This is a genomic window from Frankia sp. CcCS3 (assembly GCF_977927575.1).
On the sequence record NZ_CDWRCL010000088.1, the window covers coordinates 1 to 15,184 of the forward strand.

General features: G+C 67.5%; 21 protein-coding genes. 15 read left to right on the plus strand and 6 right to left on the minus strand.

Translation table 11 applies throughout. From position 1 onward, the window contains the following. On the minus strand, positions 1-2,139 hold a 2,139-nt coding region (locus AC08OQ_RS09985), incomplete at its 3' end, for a DNA methyltransferase (RefSeq protein WP_476612006.1). 976 nt (positions 2,140-3,115) lie between these two features. On the opposite strand from AC08OQ_RS09985, the gene AC08OQ_RS09990 reads away from it, so the two are divergent. Then, positions 3,116-3,415, plus strand: a complete 300-nt coding sequence (locus AC08OQ_RS09990) for a hypothetical protein (RefSeq protein ID WP_476605076.1) — start codon at positions 3,116-3,118, stop codon at positions 3,413-3,415. A 109-nt stretch (positions 3,416-3,524) separates the two neighbouring features. Then, entirely contained in the window at positions 3,525-4,124 is a 600-nt protein-coding gene (locus AC08OQ_RS09995) for an ATP-binding protein (RefSeq protein WP_476600715.1), read from the plus strand. On the opposite strand, the gene AC08OQ_RS10000 is transcribed toward AC08OQ_RS09995, so the two are convergent. Further along, positions 4,114-4,239, minus strand: a complete 126-nt coding sequence (locus tag AC08OQ_RS10000; RefSeq protein ID WP_476600717.1) for a hypothetical protein — start codon at positions 4,237-4,239, stop codon at positions 4,114-4,116. The two genes, AC08OQ_RS09995 and AC08OQ_RS10000, sit on opposite strands and share 11 nt — an antisense overlap. 50 nt (positions 4,240-4,289) lie before the next feature. Between AC08OQ_RS10000 and AC08OQ_RS10005 the strand changes: the two genes are divergently transcribed. From AC08OQ_RS10005 to AC08OQ_RS10025, 5 genes are all read left to right on the plus strand, one after another. Further along, entirely contained in the window at positions 4,290-4,721 is a 432-nt protein-coding gene (locus AC08OQ_RS10005) for a hypothetical protein (RefSeq protein WP_462186703.1), read from the plus strand. Next, positions 4,637-4,975 (plus strand): DUF4037 domain-containing protein, encoded by a 339-nt coding sequence (locus tag AC08OQ_RS10010; RefSeq protein ID WP_476600747.1) that lies wholly within the window; start codon positions 4,637-4,639, stop codon positions 4,973-4,975. Before AC08OQ_RS10005 ends, AC08OQ_RS10010 begins: the two co-directional genes overlap by 85 nt. A gap of 370 nt (positions 4,976-5,345) precedes the next feature. After that, entirely contained in the window at positions 5,346-5,636 is a 291-nt protein-coding gene (locus AC08OQ_RS10015) for a nucleotidyltransferase family protein (protein WP_476600719.1), read from the plus strand. After that, positions 5,626-5,751, plus strand: coding sequence for a ribonuclease HepT family protein (locus AC08OQ_RS10020; protein WP_476600721.1), 126 nt, complete (start codon positions 5,626-5,628; stop codon positions 5,749-5,751). The genes AC08OQ_RS10015 and AC08OQ_RS10020 overlap by 11 nt, the downstream gene beginning before the upstream one ends. 9 nt (positions 5,752-5,760) lie before the next feature. Beyond that, positions 5,761-5,997 (plus strand): HepT-like ribonuclease domain-containing protein, encoded by a 237-nt coding sequence (locus AC08OQ_RS10025; protein WP_476600723.1) that lies wholly within the window; start codon positions 5,761-5,763, stop codon positions 5,995-5,997. Positions 5,998-6,783: 786 nt separating this feature from the next. Here AC08OQ_RS10025 and AC08OQ_RS10030 read toward each other — a convergent pair. Both AC08OQ_RS10030 and AC08OQ_RS10035 read right to left on the minus strand, forming a co-directional pair. Next, the gene (locus tag AC08OQ_RS10030; RefSeq protein WP_476600725.1) at positions 6,784-7,146 is read right to left on the minus strand and encodes an SHOCT domain-containing protein; all 363 of its coding nucleotides are present in this window, start codon (positions 7,144-7,146) and stop codon (positions 6,784-6,786) included. A 406-nt stretch (positions 7,147-7,552) separates the two neighbouring features. Then, positions 7,553-8,239, minus strand: coding sequence for an ArsR/SmtB family transcription factor (locus AC08OQ_RS10035; RefSeq protein WP_476600727.1), 687 nt, complete (start codon positions 8,237-8,239; stop codon positions 7,553-7,555). Positions 8,240-8,332: 93 nt separating this feature from the next. Here AC08OQ_RS10035 and AC08OQ_RS10040 point away from each other — a divergent pair, with 93 nt between their 5' ends. The 3 genes from AC08OQ_RS10040 (at position 8,333) to AC08OQ_RS10050 (ending at position 11,236) form a co-directional block, all read left to right on the plus strand. Further along, positions 8,333-10,390 (plus strand): MFS transporter, encoded by a 2,058-nt coding sequence (locus tag AC08OQ_RS10040; RefSeq protein ID WP_476600729.1) that lies wholly within the window; start codon positions 8,333-8,335, stop codon positions 10,388-10,390. Beyond that, the gene (locus AC08OQ_RS10045) at positions 10,315-10,818 is read left to right on the plus strand and encodes an MFS transporter (protein WP_476600731.1); all 504 of its coding nucleotides are present in this window, start codon (positions 10,315-10,317) and stop codon (positions 10,816-10,818) included. The genes AC08OQ_RS10040 and AC08OQ_RS10045 overlap by 76 nt, the downstream gene beginning before the upstream one ends. A gap of 196 nt (positions 10,819-11,014) precedes the next feature. Beyond that, the gene (locus tag AC08OQ_RS10050) at positions 11,015-11,236 is read left to right on the plus strand and encodes a hypothetical protein (RefSeq protein ID WP_476600733.1); all 222 of its coding nucleotides are present in this window, start codon (positions 11,015-11,017) and stop codon (positions 11,234-11,236) included. A 73-nt stretch (positions 11,237-11,309) separates the two neighbouring features. Here the strand turns inward: AC08OQ_RS10050 and AC08OQ_RS10055 are convergent, their stop codons facing one another. Then, a complete protein-coding gene (locus AC08OQ_RS10055) occupies positions 11,310-11,786 on the minus strand; it encodes a DoxX family protein (RefSeq protein ID WP_476600735.1) in 477 nt (158 codons plus the stop codon). Between the two features lie 73 nt (positions 11,787-11,859). Then, positions 11,860-12,075, minus strand: a complete 216-nt coding sequence (locus AC08OQ_RS10060) for a hypothetical protein (protein ID WP_476600737.1) — start codon at positions 12,073-12,075, stop codon at positions 11,860-11,862. A 225-nt stretch (positions 12,076-12,300) separates the two neighbouring features. Between AC08OQ_RS10060 and AC08OQ_RS10065 the strand changes: the two genes are divergently transcribed. The 5 genes from AC08OQ_RS10065 (at position 12,301) to AC08OQ_RS10085 (ending at position 14,946) form a co-directional block, all read left to right on the plus strand. Then, positions 12,301-12,585, plus strand: coding sequence for a hypothetical protein (locus tag AC08OQ_RS10065; protein ID WP_476600739.1), 285 nt, complete (start codon positions 12,301-12,303; stop codon positions 12,583-12,585). A 128-nt stretch (positions 12,586-12,713) separates the two neighbouring features. Further along, positions 12,714-13,223 carry a nuclear transport factor 2 family protein gene (locus AC08OQ_RS10070; RefSeq protein ID WP_476600741.1) on the plus strand — a complete coding sequence of 170 codons (510 nt, stop codon included), beginning with the start codon at positions 12,714-12,716 and terminating at the stop codon, positions 13,221-13,223. Positions 13,224-13,242: 19 nt separating this feature from the next. Then, positions 13,243-13,857, plus strand: a complete 615-nt coding sequence (locus tag AC08OQ_RS10075) for a nuclear transport factor 2 family protein (RefSeq protein WP_476600743.1) — start codon at positions 13,243-13,245, stop codon at positions 13,855-13,857. A 64-nt stretch (positions 13,858-13,921) separates the two neighbouring features. Continuing rightward, entirely contained in the window at positions 13,922-14,593 is a 672-nt protein-coding gene (locus AC08OQ_RS10080; protein ID WP_476600745.1) for a TetR/AcrR family transcriptional regulator, read from the plus strand. Positions 14,594-14,763: 170 nt separating this feature from the next. After that, the gene (locus tag AC08OQ_RS10085; RefSeq protein WP_462186712.1) at positions 14,764-14,946 is read left to right on the plus strand and encodes a hypothetical protein; all 183 of its coding nucleotides are present in this window, start codon (positions 14,764-14,766) and stop codon (positions 14,944-14,946) included. Positions 14,947-15,184 lie beyond the last annotated feature (238 nt).

Genomic DNA, 15,184 nt, shown 5'->3' on the forward strand with positions numbered 1-15,184 from the left:
CTGGAGTACTAGGCTCCGGGAATTTCTTATTCTGTCCACGCTATCCCGGAATTGCGAGAAGTCGAGAAGTGCCCCCCCGTGCGTCAATGCGTGCGCAATCCACTCGCTGTAGATGCGCCGAAGATCGTACTCTGTCGCGCGATCAACATGAAGGTAAGGTTGGAGGTATTTGTCGAAATTAACAAGCTCAAGGAACTCATGCAATTCTAGATCGCGATTGTTAATAAGTCGCCCCTGGGAGCCACTTGGCTTTAGGCAGTGCAAAATTATATCGGAACCGGGAGTGTTTTCGCTGACGAAGTGTTTGAATGTGCCATGCTGCTTATCGAACACATCCGCTGTCACCACGATAAATCCCGCTGTCTCAATTGCCGATCGAAGTGCCCCCCATACGCTAGCAGATGAATTCATGAATACAAGAAGCATCCAGTGTTCAGGCCGAAGAACTCTGTACGCCTCAGAAAGACTCGCGAGCATCAGCTTCTCATAGTCTTCGAGGGTCTTTCCTTGCACTCGGTTGACAATCGCTTCTTTCGACGGATTTGTAAATCGGCCGAGCCATGATTCCCAGAGGAAGTTCATTTCGCTGTAATTAATATTTGCACCAAACGGGGGATCGGTGAAAATCAAATCGACCGAGTTGTCGGGCAAGTAGTCGAGACTCGTAGCTGATTGCTCGATAACCGCCGTTTGACCCGTGAAATGTTGAGCCGTTGTGCGGAGATGGTCTTCGATCGTGCGGGCTTTCCGCTCAAAACTGAGGAAAATGTTCGACTCCTCGAATATGAACGGAACATTCAAGCGAGCCGTATTGCCGCTTCCACCCCAGAATCGAAATTCGCTCAGTCGAGTTACACGGCGGTAGAGGGAAGTAAATACGAATGCGACCTGGCCGGCAACCTGGGCGTCTTCAATTCTGTGTATGTTTCGCCAGATGTGACTCAGACCAACGAGCGCACGATGCGTATAGAATTTATCTATCGTGTCGAGGCCGTGCTTTCGTGGTTGCGCAAGATTAACCCCATCAGGAAGTTTCAGATTAGGGTAGTAGCCAGTCGCAGGAGCAGTGCTGTCCTCAAGGGAGAAAATCAAATTTATATCAAAGTCATCAGGAGGCGCCGTAGCCTCCCGCTGACGGGATCCACAACATTTGTAGGCAATGTCGACGGGCTCAGCAATAGTGCGTTTCAGGGTCCGCTTCTTCAGCGTCGTGGAGCAGCTTGGGCAATCAAATTCGGAGAGAATTTTATGCTCACGGACAGTCTTTCCGTACCTCCGGCAAGCATCCCACAGGTTAAACTCATGGGTGCACTCCGGGCAGATTACACGGTATGACCAGACCGTGTAAAGAAGCTCTGTGGATTTCCTGCATTCTCGGCAATAGGTAGTGTAAAGTTTTTCTCGGAGACCTTTTAGGTCTTGGAGTACCGAGGTCGTTGCTTCTCTAAAAACTCTCGGATCGATCTTTGAGACAAAGCGGCTCGCGATAAAACACGCCGCCGGCGAAAGCTCATTTAGGATGCTATCGTAGCCGAGCGCGTTAGCGGCAACTCCCGTCATCCCGCTTCCCGCGAATAGATCCAGTACCAATCCACCTTCGGGCAGATAGTGGCGCAAGAGTTCCGCGATGCCTTGGGGGGGAACTTTTGTATGGTAGGTATGAGCGTCGTAGGTATAAGTATTTTTTCCTGCAGAAACCGCGCCGCTGGGTGGTTGACTCGACGTTGGCGCGGAAATTTGGTGATCGGCAAGCAGATCGCCAATTGATACGGCATTCGTAGACAGAAAAATTCGTTGCTTCGTAATTCGATCGAGAATATCATTTAGAGGATCGGTCGGCAGCGGGGATTTTGGCTCATCGCTATCTGATACATCAAAGAGTGATGGGCTATGGATAGCACCTGGGACGTGCGATGAGAAAATTATTTTTTCACCCGCACGGCCCTCTATTAGAGTCTTGATAGCGGATTGTTGTGCGGGTGTAGGCCGGATGGCTCCCGTTTCTATCCGCGTGAGTGCCGCTAGCGATATACCTAGCTTCCATGCCACATCGCGAGCACTCAATCCACGTCGGAGACGCCAGCTACCCAGTGCGGTGTCGATGCTACCGACCGTATGATTCGATTCGTTCTCATCCATCAATGGCCGCCAATTCTTAATCGTCTACCTCGGATAGCATATTGTGCCCTACCTGTGGGATGCTCTGATCTACCATCCTTAGGTCGAGATCCACCTGTGCGGTTCGTTACGCTGCGTCGCAGGCAATGATACAGCCACATGGACGAGGCGAGGATGGTTGCTGCCGATAGTAACCGACTGGATGCGCTAGGCCGGTTCACCGTCGGGATCCTTTGCCAGGGGCAGGTCGAGCGGTACGCCAACAGATCTGTTGATCGGTATCTCTCAGTAGGCTCGGGAGAACTCGACTATGCTGGCAAGGCGAAGTCTAAACGTCGGGCAGGCGAAAGAAGCATTTCGATTCCAGGGTCGGCCCGGCGCGCTGCGATTGTGCTCGTTTGAAGAAAGAGCCCGCCAGAGCCAGCGGTCACACCACACTCGCCTCTTACCTCAGGGCGCCCTTCCCCGGCTGGGCGCCCGATGATCTGACGGGGCACCGGCCGCGTCAAGGGCGCCCTTCGGGCGGTCCTTCGGACTGGCTGCGCCACCCTTGACCCGACCGGCGTCCCGCACAGGCGAAGGCGCTGTCCGGGGAACGGGACGAAGAAATGGGAGGCACGAGGAGCCGCCGTGGCCGCCCCGGCCAGTCCGCAGCCAGTCCGCAGGATGGTGAGATACCGCCGAAGACGACGGCAGATGCCGCAAGCCATCCGCGCAGGTCACGCGGCATCCGCCGAGGTCGGCGAGGTTTCCGGAAGTCCCTCATAATCCGTCGGTCGTGGGTTCGAGCCCCACCCGCCCCACGCATTTTTTGATCATGCCTCTGGCCTGGGCGAATGCGGTTTGCGATCTATCGCTTGAGATCCAGCGATGTGGAACGGTGCTGGTCAGGACCTCAACAGCTGGTTCGAGCCCCGCCTGGACGACCACGTTGCGGCCATGCGAACCGCCTCCGCCTCGCCGAGGTGCTGGGCAGCGGCGACTTCGGATGACATCCGTGGTTGTTATCGGTAGTCGCTGGGTCATCACCAAGAACGTACAGGGCAACCTGTTCGCCGACGGCCTGGACGGGGACGAAGGGGGACGGTCACGTCCAGACGCCGTTCACGACCGTGGCCGCGGACGGCGGCGGTATGGACGTCTTCCGTGGCAGCGCCGTCGGCGCCGTGACGTGGAGGTCAAGGTCCTGATCGACTGCACCGCCGACGAGACCGAGCGTGTGCGGCGACTGCTCGACGACGTCTTGGGGATCGGCGGCCTGTTCGTGCGGCGGTGCGTGGAGACCGCCACCGCATGAGGGCCACACAGGCTGGTCGGACCCCGGGGCCGTTCGTCAACCGCGGGCATCGGTCGTGGTGTGTGGTGGGCGATGCTGGTCTGGCTGAACCTGACTATATCTTCGGCCGGTGCCGACCCTCATCTGGATCAATGGTCCGAACGCCGTCGGGAAAACCCAGGTCGCTCACAACCTGCACCGCAGACTGCCCGGAAGCTTCATCAGCGACCCTGAGCACCTCGGCTTCGCGATGCGTCGGATGCTCCCAAAGCCCCGCCGCAGGGACTTCCGCGACGTCCCCCTGTGGCGCCAAGCGGTCAGCGAGATGCTCCGCCTTGCTCTCCAAGGTCCCGAGAACCCGGTGATCGCGCCGATGACCATCCTCGATTCCGACCTGCTCGCCGAACTGACGGCCTCGACCCGCGCCGCCGGACACCGCGTCGCTCATGTCACGCTCCTCGTCGACCGCACGACAATGATCCGCCGCATCCACCGACGCGGTGAGACATCCCGTAGTTACAGTGCCCGCCAGCTCGACCACGCCCTCGACGTCCTGCAAGCCCCCGAGTTCGCCCGCCATCTCGGCACCGACACCCTGTCGATCTCCGCCGTGGCGGATGACATCGCAAGCCACGCCGGGTTCACGCTCGGCCCTGACACGTCAGGGCGACTCGTGCGACATGGACGCCAACTCGCCGTCCAGCTACGCCACATCCGCCTCAACGCTTGAAGATCAGCCGGCTGTCGCCAACCATCGCCGCCGCAAGCGCGTCAGAGCCGCTGGCCCGGCCGGCCCGGCGGCGGGCGAAGACCTGGTGCGCCGACGTGGCAGCGGCAGGGAGCATGGGACGTCGCCTGGTTCATGACAGGAAGCATTGAGGAGTAACTCAGAGCCGTGTCCGGTCGCGATCTTTCCCGGCGGTTCTACGAACAGGCGGTTCGGCCGCTGGCCGCGGGGGTGCCCCACGCTGCCGCGTTGCTCGGTGAGGGTTCCGAGGTGCTCGGCTTCGACGACGAGGTCTCCACGGACCACGACTTTGGCCCCCGCGTCCAGCTCTTCGTCCCGCCAGGTCTCGACACCACGCCGCTCGACGTCGCCCTGGAGAGGCTGCCGGCCGGGTTCGGCGGTTTCCCGGTTGTCTATCCCGACAGCGACACCGACACGACGGCCGGCCGCACCATCAGTAGGAAGAACCGTTCATCGGCCGCGCAGGTGGCCGCGGCGGCGACCTCGGCTCACGCATACTCACCGCCCGCGTCGCCCGCGACCTTGCCCGGATCGGATTCCTCCTCGAACGCCGCTGGGCCCCGTACAGCAAGTGGCTGATGACCGCGTTCGCGCAGTTGACCCTCGCGGACCAGGTCGGTCGGCACCTGCGCCACGCGCTCGACGCGACGCGGTGGCGGGAACGCGAAGCAGCGTTGTGCGCCACGGCCAGTCACCTCGCCGACGCCACGAACCGGCTTGGTCTGGCCGAGCCTGTCGACCCCGCGCCGCGCCGCTTTCATTCCCGGGACATCCGGGTACTCGGCGCCGGGCGCCTCACCCGTGCGCTGACCGATGCGATCAGCGATCCGTAGCTGCGAGCCCTCCTCACCCGGCTCGGACACCGACCCGACGGCCCGTTCGGCCATCTCCCCGGCGCGATCGACCAGGCCATCGACAGCGTCGAGGTCCTCACCCAACCGAGCCGCCGCCGCGACTATGCCCCCATGCTTGGACTCTGGGTGTGAATCTCGCGGCAAGCTGTCCGCGGAGTGGATCGGGCAACTCGGCGGCGCCGGCGACTGGACGCATGACCAGATGCACCTCGTGCGTCGGACTGCTTCGCGACGCTTCGGGTCGCGGCTGGGTGGTGGTTCGCGCGGCACGCAGGACGCCGGTGGGCGTCGCGCGTGAGGCGGTACCCGAGTCGTGCGGTCGTGGCTGTCTGGAGGCGATAATGGCCAGGTGACCGTCGACCTTCGTGACAGCCGGATCGCCGAGGTGTGCCGGCGCTACGGCGTCGCCGAGCTGTCCGTCTTCGGCTCGGCGGCTCGCGGCGACGACACCGACTCCTCGGACGTCGACCTGCTGTACGTGCTGGCGCCCGACTCGACGCTTGGCTTCGAGATCGTCGATCTCCGGGACGAGCTTGAGAAGATCGTCGGTCGTTGCGTCGACCTGGTTCCCAAGTCTCGGCTGAAATGGGTCATCCGCGATCGGGTGCTCGCGGAGGCTCGGGTCCTCTATGCGGCGTGATGAGCTGTACCTCGTCGACATGATCGAAGCTGCGGTCGCCGCGACGGCGTTCGTCCGGGACGTCGACGAGACCGCGTTCCTGGCGAGCGACCTGATCCAGAGCGCCGTTCTGTAGAAGCTTCTGGTGATCGGCGAGGCGGCCGGGCGAGTGCCGCCCGAGATCCGCGCGCGCTGGCCGGACGTGCCGTGGCGGTCCGTCACAGGCTTCCGCAACATCGCCGTTCACACCTACTTCGACGTCGACTGGTCAATTGTGTGGCGAATCGCCACGACCGCGCTGCGCGAGCTCCAGGAGCAACTGACAATGCTCCTCAAGGCAGAATTCCCGCTCGTCGCCAGCCAACCCGACCAGCCGTACTGACCACGGGCACATCGCCCTGGGTGTGGACGTACTGGCCGCCAGCCCCTCCTCGGCGCGGCCGCAGCCTGAGCACAAGCACATTCCGAGGCGGAATAGGAAGGTCGACACGACCACGATGCCCAACGATCACGGTCACCAGGGGGCCCGGAAGTGCCCGGACCGCCAGGCGTTCGGAACGCTTGTTCTCCTCGGTAGACGATGTTCCGGTCGGCACGATCACCGAGCATCGTCCCTGTTCGTGGCACGTGTGGCGACCGGCCGGACGGTGATTTCAGGGCCTTCAACCAAGTCAGCCGGGCCTGTGGACGTCGCGACGGCGTGAAATGATCTCGGCGGGGTCGGGTTGTGAGCCCGTTTGATCTTGCGTGGTGAGCGCGTAACTAAGTCTGGAGCCGGGAGCGGCGCGAGAGTTGCGTCCTGTCGCTGCGAGCACGCCGGCCAGATTCGTCCGGTCCCTGCCTTGCTCCCCGGCCCCGCCCCTGTCGATGAGTGGTCGTGAAGGAGCGGGCGGGCCGCAAGGTGCGGTCGGCGTCGGCGGCCGGGCCGTGCGCATGCCCGCCGTGCCCACCCGAGCCACCGTGCCCGTGCCCGTGGTCGTCGTCGCTCATGCATCCTGTCCTACGTCACCTGACCGCCTCCCGCGTCGGTTCGGTGGGGACCACCCATGGCCCGCTGAACCGACGCGGCGCGCGGATGCGAGGCCATGGGCCAGCGCCGCTGGTCGGCTGGCGCGCCGCCCATGCTCGGGGTGAGCGTGCCGCAGTCGGTCGAGGCCTCGGTCGGCCGTCAGTGTTTGACGAGGCGGTCGGCCGTCTCGCGGAGCGCGGCCAGACGGGCGCGGTACTCCTGCTCGTCGATCTCCCCGCGGGCGAAGCGGTCGGCCAAGACCTGCTCGGGAGACGGTCCGGCGGGCCCATCGGCGGCCGGAGGCGCGGCGGGTGGCCACATCGGGGGACGGCCGCGATCGCCGGCGTGGGTCAGCGCCCGTACCACCAGCACCGCCCCGATGATGAGCACAGCCCAGAACAGCAGCATGCCCAGGGACATCGCAAACCAGCCCCAGCCGCTTATTCCATGGCCGTCGTACCAGTACATCATCACTGTCACCTCCCGGAGCGAGCGGACGGGACGGCCCGAATCGGTCCCCACGCCGCGCTCCCTCCCGCTTCCAGAGTGCGGCGAGTCGCGCTGGAGCGCAGGTGCTGGATGATCCGACGTCGCCGGGTCAATCCGCTCACCGCCGTGTGCCCAATTGCCCAGCATGGTCAGCTCTGCGCCGAGCCGACGACGCACTGACCATCCACGCAGGGCCTGGGGCGAGGACCGAGAGGTCGCCGCGGGTTCGGTGACCGCTGGTCGGCCTACGTCGCGTCCACCCCGGCGTTCATCGCACGCCACCATCGCGCCGTCGCCGGGGACCGGGAGGAGGGGCCAGGCGGACAAGCCGTGGGGACGGCAGTCCCGGTAGGTCAGCGCGCCGGGCTCTTCCCCGATCCCGAGTCACCCCAGGCTTGTCGCATTCAGAGCGCGGCGCGGAGGGACACTTCGCCGGGTTCTATGCTGCGGCCGTCTGGACGGGGAGGCCGGCGAGGCGCCATTCCAGCATGCCGTCGGCCAAGCGTGCCGCGGTGCGTCTCTGGGCGTGCAGGAAGCGGACGGCGTCGTGGGCTAGCACGCAGTACGCGCCACGGCAGTAGGCCACGATCGCCGCGTCGGCGGGGATCTCGTCGAGCCGGTCGGTCAGCTCCTCCAGCGGGATGCCCAGCGCGCCGGGAATGTGGCCCTGGAGGTACTCCTCGGTCGGGCGGACGTCGAGGACGACGGTCCGGCCTGTGCGTACCTGTTCGAGCAGGTCGTCGCGGGTGACCTCCTGTACCGGTTCGCCGCCGTCGGCCGCGCCCGTCATGCCGAGGTAGGCGATGCGGGCCGCGTCCACGTCGGCGAGGTGGGCGTGGGCGACCGAGCGCAGGTGGGTGTAGAGGGCGGCGACGTCGTCGCCGGCCAGTGAGTAGTGGATGCGGGTGCCGTCACGGCGGGTGGTGACCAGGCCCGCTTGGCGCAGCGTCTGAAGGTGCGCTGAAGCGGTGGTCAGGCCGAGGCCGGCGGCGCGGGCGAGGGCGTCGACGCTGCGTTCGCCCTGGGCGAGCAGGTCGAGTAGCTCCAGCCGCTTGCCGCTGGCCAGTGCCTTACCCACCCGGGCGAACTGCTCGTAGAGCGCGGCTTTGCGGTCCCGATCACCCACAGCGGACTCCCACGGACTATATTCCAGTAATCTCTGGATTACTGTATAACCGGGGTGGCGGCATGCTGCCGCGGAGCTGCTCGGGAGGTCGGCATGGCAGCGATCGAGGTCGGGGCAGGGCTGGTTCCCCTCGTCGACGAGGGGCTGGGGAATTCGACCTACCTGGTCGAACTGGGTGACGGCCGGGCGCTGGTGGTGGACCCGAGCCGGGACCTGCGCACGCTGCGGGCCGCCGCCGACGCCCGCGGGCTGCGTGTCGCGTTCGTCGCCGACACGCACCTGCACGCCGACTTCCTGTCCGGCGCCCGCCAGCTCGCCGCCGACGACGGGGCCCGCATCCTGGCCTCAGCCGCCGGCAACCGCACGTTCCCCCACATCGGGCTGCGGGACGCCGACGACGTCGACCTCGGTGGGCTGCGGCTGCATGCGGTGGCCACACCGGGTCACACGGCGGAGCATCTGGCGTTCGTCCTGTTCGACGGCGACAGGTCGCTCGGAGTGTTCACCGGCGGGTCGCTGCTGGTGGGGGCGGCGGCCCGCACCGACCTGGTCGCGCCGGACCGGACCGAGGCGCTCGCCCGCGCCCAGTACGCCTCGTTGCAGCGACTGCTGGACCTCGGCGACGACGTCGCGGTGTGGCCCACCCATGGCGCCGGATCGTTCTGCTCCGCGCCGCCGGGCGCGGAGCGGACCACGACAATCGGCCGGGAGAAGGCCACCAACCCGCTGCTGCACGCCGGCAGCGAGGACGCGTTCGTCGCCGCGTTGCTGGGCTCGCTCGGTAGCTTCCCGCCCTACTTCCTGCGCCTCGGCGATGCCAACCGCCGTGGCCCCGCCGTTCTCGACGCGCCGCCTGCGCTGGCCTGCCTGGACGTGTCCCAGGTCCGGGCGCTGCTGGGTGAAGGAGCCGAACTACTCGACGTGCGCCCGCTGCCCGACGTCGCAGCCGGTCACATCCCCGGAGCACTGTCGATCCCGCTGCGGCCGGCGTTCGCCAGTCGGCTGGGCTGGCTTGCGCCGCACGACCGGCCGATCATCGTCATCCGCAACGCCGACCAGGACCCGGCAGAGATCCTCTGGCAGGCGCTGAAGATCGGCTACGACAATCTGGCCGGTGAGCTCGGCGGCGGCCTCAACGCATGGACGGCGGCCGGCCACCCGACCGCCACCATCCCCCTGGTCCAGCCCGGTCGGCTCGGCACAGCGCACGTCCTCGACAGCCGCCAGCACGCAGAGTTCACCGCCGGGCACCTGCCCGGCGCCATCCACGTCGAGCTCGGCGACCTGCCAGCCAGAGTGGATGATCTGCCCGCCATCCTGCCTGCGGGGCCGACGGTCGTGATGTGCGGGCACGGGGAACGCGCCATGGGCGCCGCCAGCCTCCTCCTGCGCGCCGGCCGCCGCGACCTCGGCGTCCTCGTCGGCGGGATGCTCGGCCAGGAACGCACCGTCCTGCCCCTGCTCGCTGAGAACACCTTCGGCCTGACCGCCTACACCGCCGCGCTGACCTACATCGTCGCGTTCGGAGTCACGAAGGCCGCCACCAACTACCTGGCCGGCGCGCTGTCGGACCGGTACGGCCGCAAACCGGTCCTGGTGACCGGCTGGGTGGTCGCCGCGCCCGTGCCGCTGCTGCTGATCTGGGCGCCCACCTGGGGCTGGGTGGTTGCGGCGAACGTGCTGCTCGGGGTAAGCCAGGGGCTGACCTGGTCCACGACCGTCATCATGAAGATCGACCTGGTCGGGCCGGCGCGGCGCGGGCTGGCGATGGGATTCAACGAGGCCGCCGGTTACCTCGCCGTCGCGGTTACCGCCCTGGCCACCGGCTACCTGGCAGCCCACCACGGGCTGCGCCCCGCCCCGTTCCTGGTCGGGATCGTCTACGCTGCCCTCGGCCTGGGCCTGTCCACCCTCGCCGTCCGCGAGACCCAGGGACACGCCCGCGCTGAAGCCGCCGGCCACCGCGCCCGCCCGGACGGGATGCACGACCACCTCCACGGCGGGCTCACCCCCGGCGGATCTTCACCCAGACCAGCTTCACCGAACCTGCGCTGTCCGCGGTCAGCCAGGCCGGAATGGTCAACAACCTCAACGACGGCCTCGCCTGGGGCCTGTTCCCCATCCTGTTCACCACCGCCGGGCTGTCACTGACCCGCATCGGCATCCTCGCCGCCCTCTACCCCGCCGTCTGGGGAGTCGGGCAACTCGCCACCGGCGCGCTGTCGGACCGCATCGGCCGCAAACGACTCATCATCGCGGGCATGGGCATCCAAGCCTGCGCACTTGCCGTGGTCGCCGCCGGACATAGCTTCACCGTCTGGGCGGTGGCCGCCGTCCTGCTCGGCGCCGGCACCGCTATGGTCTACCCCACCCTGCTGGCCGCCGTCGGCGACGTCGCCCACCCCGCCTGGCGCGCCCGCGCCGTCGGCGTCTACACGCCTCTGGCGCGACAGCGGCTTCGCCATCGGGGCGCTGCTCGCCGGAGCGATCGCCGACCTCGCCGGCATCCCCGCCGCGATCTGGACCGTCACCGCCCTCACCGCGGCGTCCGGCCTCGTAGTCGCCGTCCGGATGTATGAGACGCATACCCCCGCTGCCCAGCCGCGACGACAGACAGCACAACGAGAGACAGCACACTGACTGCGACGAGGCGCGGTCCGGGCCGGGGCCGCGCTGACCGGACAACGTCCGCCAGCAGCCGCAGCCGCCGCAGCAGCCGCCGTGGCCGGCGGCCCGCGCGGGCACCCTCACCCTGCCCGCCCTTCAGGAGGAACCGTGCCCGCCGTGTCTCACCCCATCTTCGCCCGGGTCTACCCGCGCCTCAGCGCGGCGTTCGACGCGGCAGTGGTCGCGCTGGTGCTGTGCACCGTGCCTGACCAGGCCGCCGCGCTGACCCGTTACTACGCAGATAGCGCGCTGCACAGCCGCACCGACGTCCATGTCCTCATCGCTACCCTGCTACCCGACACCGCACTGCCCCCACCACCCGCCCGCTGACCGGGTCCGCCACCGCCCCGCGGACCAGTCAGCGCAGCCCGGCTGGTCCGCGGTTACCGGACACCGAAACGCCTCACGGCGAGGCTGGACGGCGGCTGGTGAGGTGGCGAGCGAGCAGGGCGTCGAGGGAATACCGTCCCGGTCCGCCGATCAGGAGGAAGAGCAGGCCGAGGAGCATCGACCAGTCGGTGCGGGCGTCGTGCGCCATCCCCCAGAAACCTGACACGCCGAGGAAACCGGCCGGTTGCAGCTCGCGTAGCTTGGTCAGGACGATCGCGAGGCAGATGTCGACCAGCAGCGGCAGGCATGCCAGCCGGGTAAGCAGGCCGGCCAACAGCAGACAGCCACAGACGATCTCGATGGTTCCGTCGAAGTAGGCGAAGAACCCGGGCGCCGGAATACCGATCTTGTCGAAGCGGCCCGGGCCGAGCTTGTCCGGGAACAGGAACTTCTGGATGCCCTCGGGCACAAACACCGCGCCGACGAGCAGCCGGATCAGAATCGTCTCCGCCGGCCCGTCCGCCTTGAGCGCCCTGACGACGTCCGGCATCTTTGCCTCCCTTCTCCTGCTCCGGTGAGCTGCCCCGAGGCAGACGACCGGTCACGGTGACCGTGATGGCGGGCTATCCGCGCGGGGTGAACTGGGACAGCTCGTAGATGCCGAGCTTCTTTTCGGCCGCGGCGACCTGGGCGACGACGTCGGCGAAGCCGTCAGACGGCCGGCTTGCTCCAGAGGGAAAGACATACCGCTCCTCCACCTGCTCGTGGTAGTCCTCCACGAAGGTGCGAACGATCTGCGCGCTGGCCGCCAACGCCTGGACCGGCGGCGGCTCACCCACCTCCAGACGTCGAATTCGAGGAGATCGAGTACCGGCCGGACGCGCTGGTCTTCGGAGTGAGGTCGCTGCCCGTGAGCTGGTGAGCGCCGCGGCCGAGAACCAGCTAATCCCATGAGTCGTGTGTTCCATACTCATAAGTTCGGCCTCCAGGACTTCATGATATGTTTTTGCCGACCTCGGAGGTCGTATCTCTGTCTATGGAATCCGACCGAGTGGAGAGGCCTGATGGCGCGGGTGCCCCAGGACCGGCTCGATCCCGTACTGCGCCGCATGATCGCCGTGGCTCTGCTCGGCGGCTACGCCGCGCACGTCCTTCGCCCCCGTGGCACGCCACCGCTGATCGACCTGCGCCTGTTCGACCGCCCCGCGTTCGGCGCCAGCGTCGTGGCGGCCGCCCTGCTGCTGGCGCCGTTCGGGCTCGGCTCGGCGCTGGTCATGCCACTGGCCGGGCGGCTGTCGGACCGGCTCGGCTCCCGGGTGCTGGCGGTCGGCGGGGCCGAGCGTGTGTGAGGCCGGGCGTGCGTGACGGCGATCCGTCTACGACGGCTCGATCATCGAGTGGGCCGCGCGGGCCGACCTGCCGATGGAGGTCGGCTGAGCATGTCCGGCAGAACGTTGACACCGAAAGGCCACCGAACGTGACACTTCCCGACCTGATCGCGTCCGACGACACGGACGCCCGGCTCGCGCGGCTGGACGCCGAACGGGAGATCCTGCGGACCTTCACGCGGTTCTTCCGGCTCCTGGGCACCCGGCAGTACGAGCGTGTCGCGGCGGAGTGCCTCACCCCGGACGCCGAGCTCGACCACCACCTGCCGGGCCCGCGCCGGCTGCGCGGCCGGGACGAGATCACGCGCTACCTGCTCACCGAGTTCGCGGCACGGACCGAGATGGTCGCGCACGTTCCCGGCCTCACCGTCGTCGACTGGGACGACAACGGCGAGCCGCGGCTGTCCGCCTACACCACGGACTGGCACTGGTTCACCGCCAACGCCCGGCTGGGCGAGCTGCGTCCCGCGGACTGGACCGCGGTCGGCCTGGTCGAGGACGCCTACCGCCAGGAGGGCGGCCGCTGGCTCATAGCCCGGCGCCGGGTGACCCCGGTCGCGGGGCTGGTCGCCACCGGCTCGCCGCCGATCGCGCTGTGACGGGACGGAGCCGAACATCATGACGACCGCCCTTGACCGGCTCGGCCGCCTCGAGGCGGAGCGGGCCATCCTCGGGACGCACTTCCGCTTCTTCCGCCTCACCGACCTCAGTGAGTTCGAGCTGCTCGGCCGGCAGTGCTTCACCCGCGACGCGCGCATCGAGTACCGGATCATGCCCGGCCCACCGCAGCGCTTCGCCAGCCGTGACGAGTTCGTCGGCTTCATGCTCGCCGCCGGCGGCCACCATCGGTTGTCCGGGCCCACGATCGCCCACACCAGCGCGCCCCCCGACATCGACTGGAGCGGCGGCCAGCCCCGGCTCACGGGCTACGCGACCGTCTGGCACTGGGCCGCGACCCGGGACTTCGGAGGGCGGCCCCGGCCAGCGGACTGGACCACCATCGGGCTCGTCGAGGACGTCTACCGCTGCGGGGGGGCCAGTGGCTCATCGCGGACCGTCTCATCACCCCGGCCGCCGGCCTGGTCGCCACGGGCGCCTCGCCGGGCCCCGGCCGCCCCGCACCACGCTGAGCCCGCGTCACCGGGCTGGCGTTCCGCCGGATCCCGGCGGGATCCCACCGGATCCCGCCGGCCCGGCGGACGACGCGCCGACGACGTTACGATGAACCGATGAGCGCACCGCAGGCGCCCGTCGGCCGGCGACACGGTGACCAGCCGGATCTCGTGACCAGGCGAACATGGTGACCAGCCGGGCTACGTTCGCCGGCGCGGCCCCGCCGGTCGAGCGGGCGTTGTCGCGTGGGCGCATCGACAAACGGGCGGCGATCCTCGATGCCGCCTTCGACGTCTTCGCGCGCCGGGGTTACGAGCAGACGAGCGTGAAGGAGATCGCCGACGAGGCGAACGTCGCCAAGACGACGGTCTACAGCCACCTGGAGGACAAGGAGCACCTGTTCCGCCAGACGATGGCGGCCGCGGCGGCGGCGGCGCTGGCGGAGAACCTCGCCGCTCTCGACCGGCTCCGCGATCCCGGGGACGACCTGCGAGCGGCCCTGGAGGAGACCGCGGCGCGGATGCTCGAGGTGTGCTGCGGCCATCGTTCCCGGGCGCTGCGCTGGCTGACCTACGGCCAGGTCGCTCGCTTCCCCGACCTGATCGACACCGTCCAGGGGCGGACGTCCGTCCAGCTCGGTGAGGCGCTGGCCGACCGGTTCGCCCGGTTGTCTCTCACCGGGGGGCTCCGCCGCTGTGACCCCGCCGAGGCCGCCGAGCAGTTTCTCGCGCTGCTCGTCGGCCCTGTGGAGACCCGGAGCCGGATGGGCACCCGCGACCTTCCTCCGGAGGAGATGCGCGGGCTGTCCCGGTCCGCGGTGGACACCTTCCTCCGGGCGTACGAGCCGTCCTCCTGACGTACTTCCCGACGTCGTACTTCCCGACGTCGTAGCCGCCGGCTCGACCCGAGGTCCCGGCGGGACCTCCCCGTAGTCCGGAGTACGGGACCGGCAGCCTGCGGTCGGGACAGGTCAACGCTATCGGCCGGATCGGCCGCGCGGAGGAGGCCGCGCTGAAAGGCGCGCCGGTGCGGCTGCAGTCGTACACGATCCCCGGAGTCGGCTACACGCTCGGATTCAACAACGCCAAGCCGGTCCTGAAGGACGCCGCGGTGCGCAAGGCGGTACGTGGAAAGGCGTCTCTTGCCGCGCAGCGCGTGATCCATGCATTGTGTAGCATCCTGATTGCCGGCCGATTACTCCTGTGGTGATGATCCTGGACCCGGGCCGCGCCGAGTCGCTTCTTGCGTGATCGACGCCAGGATGAGGCGCCGACGCCGCGCCACCGGGCCTCGGGCTATCGCGCGCAGGCTCCGTGTCCGAGGCGAGGGGCAGCGTCCGACCCTCGGGGAACCCGGTGCGCTGGTGTGGCTCGCGGATCATCACCTCTGCCGTGCGAATGCCAGTCCGATGGGGCCAGGCGATGCACGTGCGTCGGGGTCGACCGTC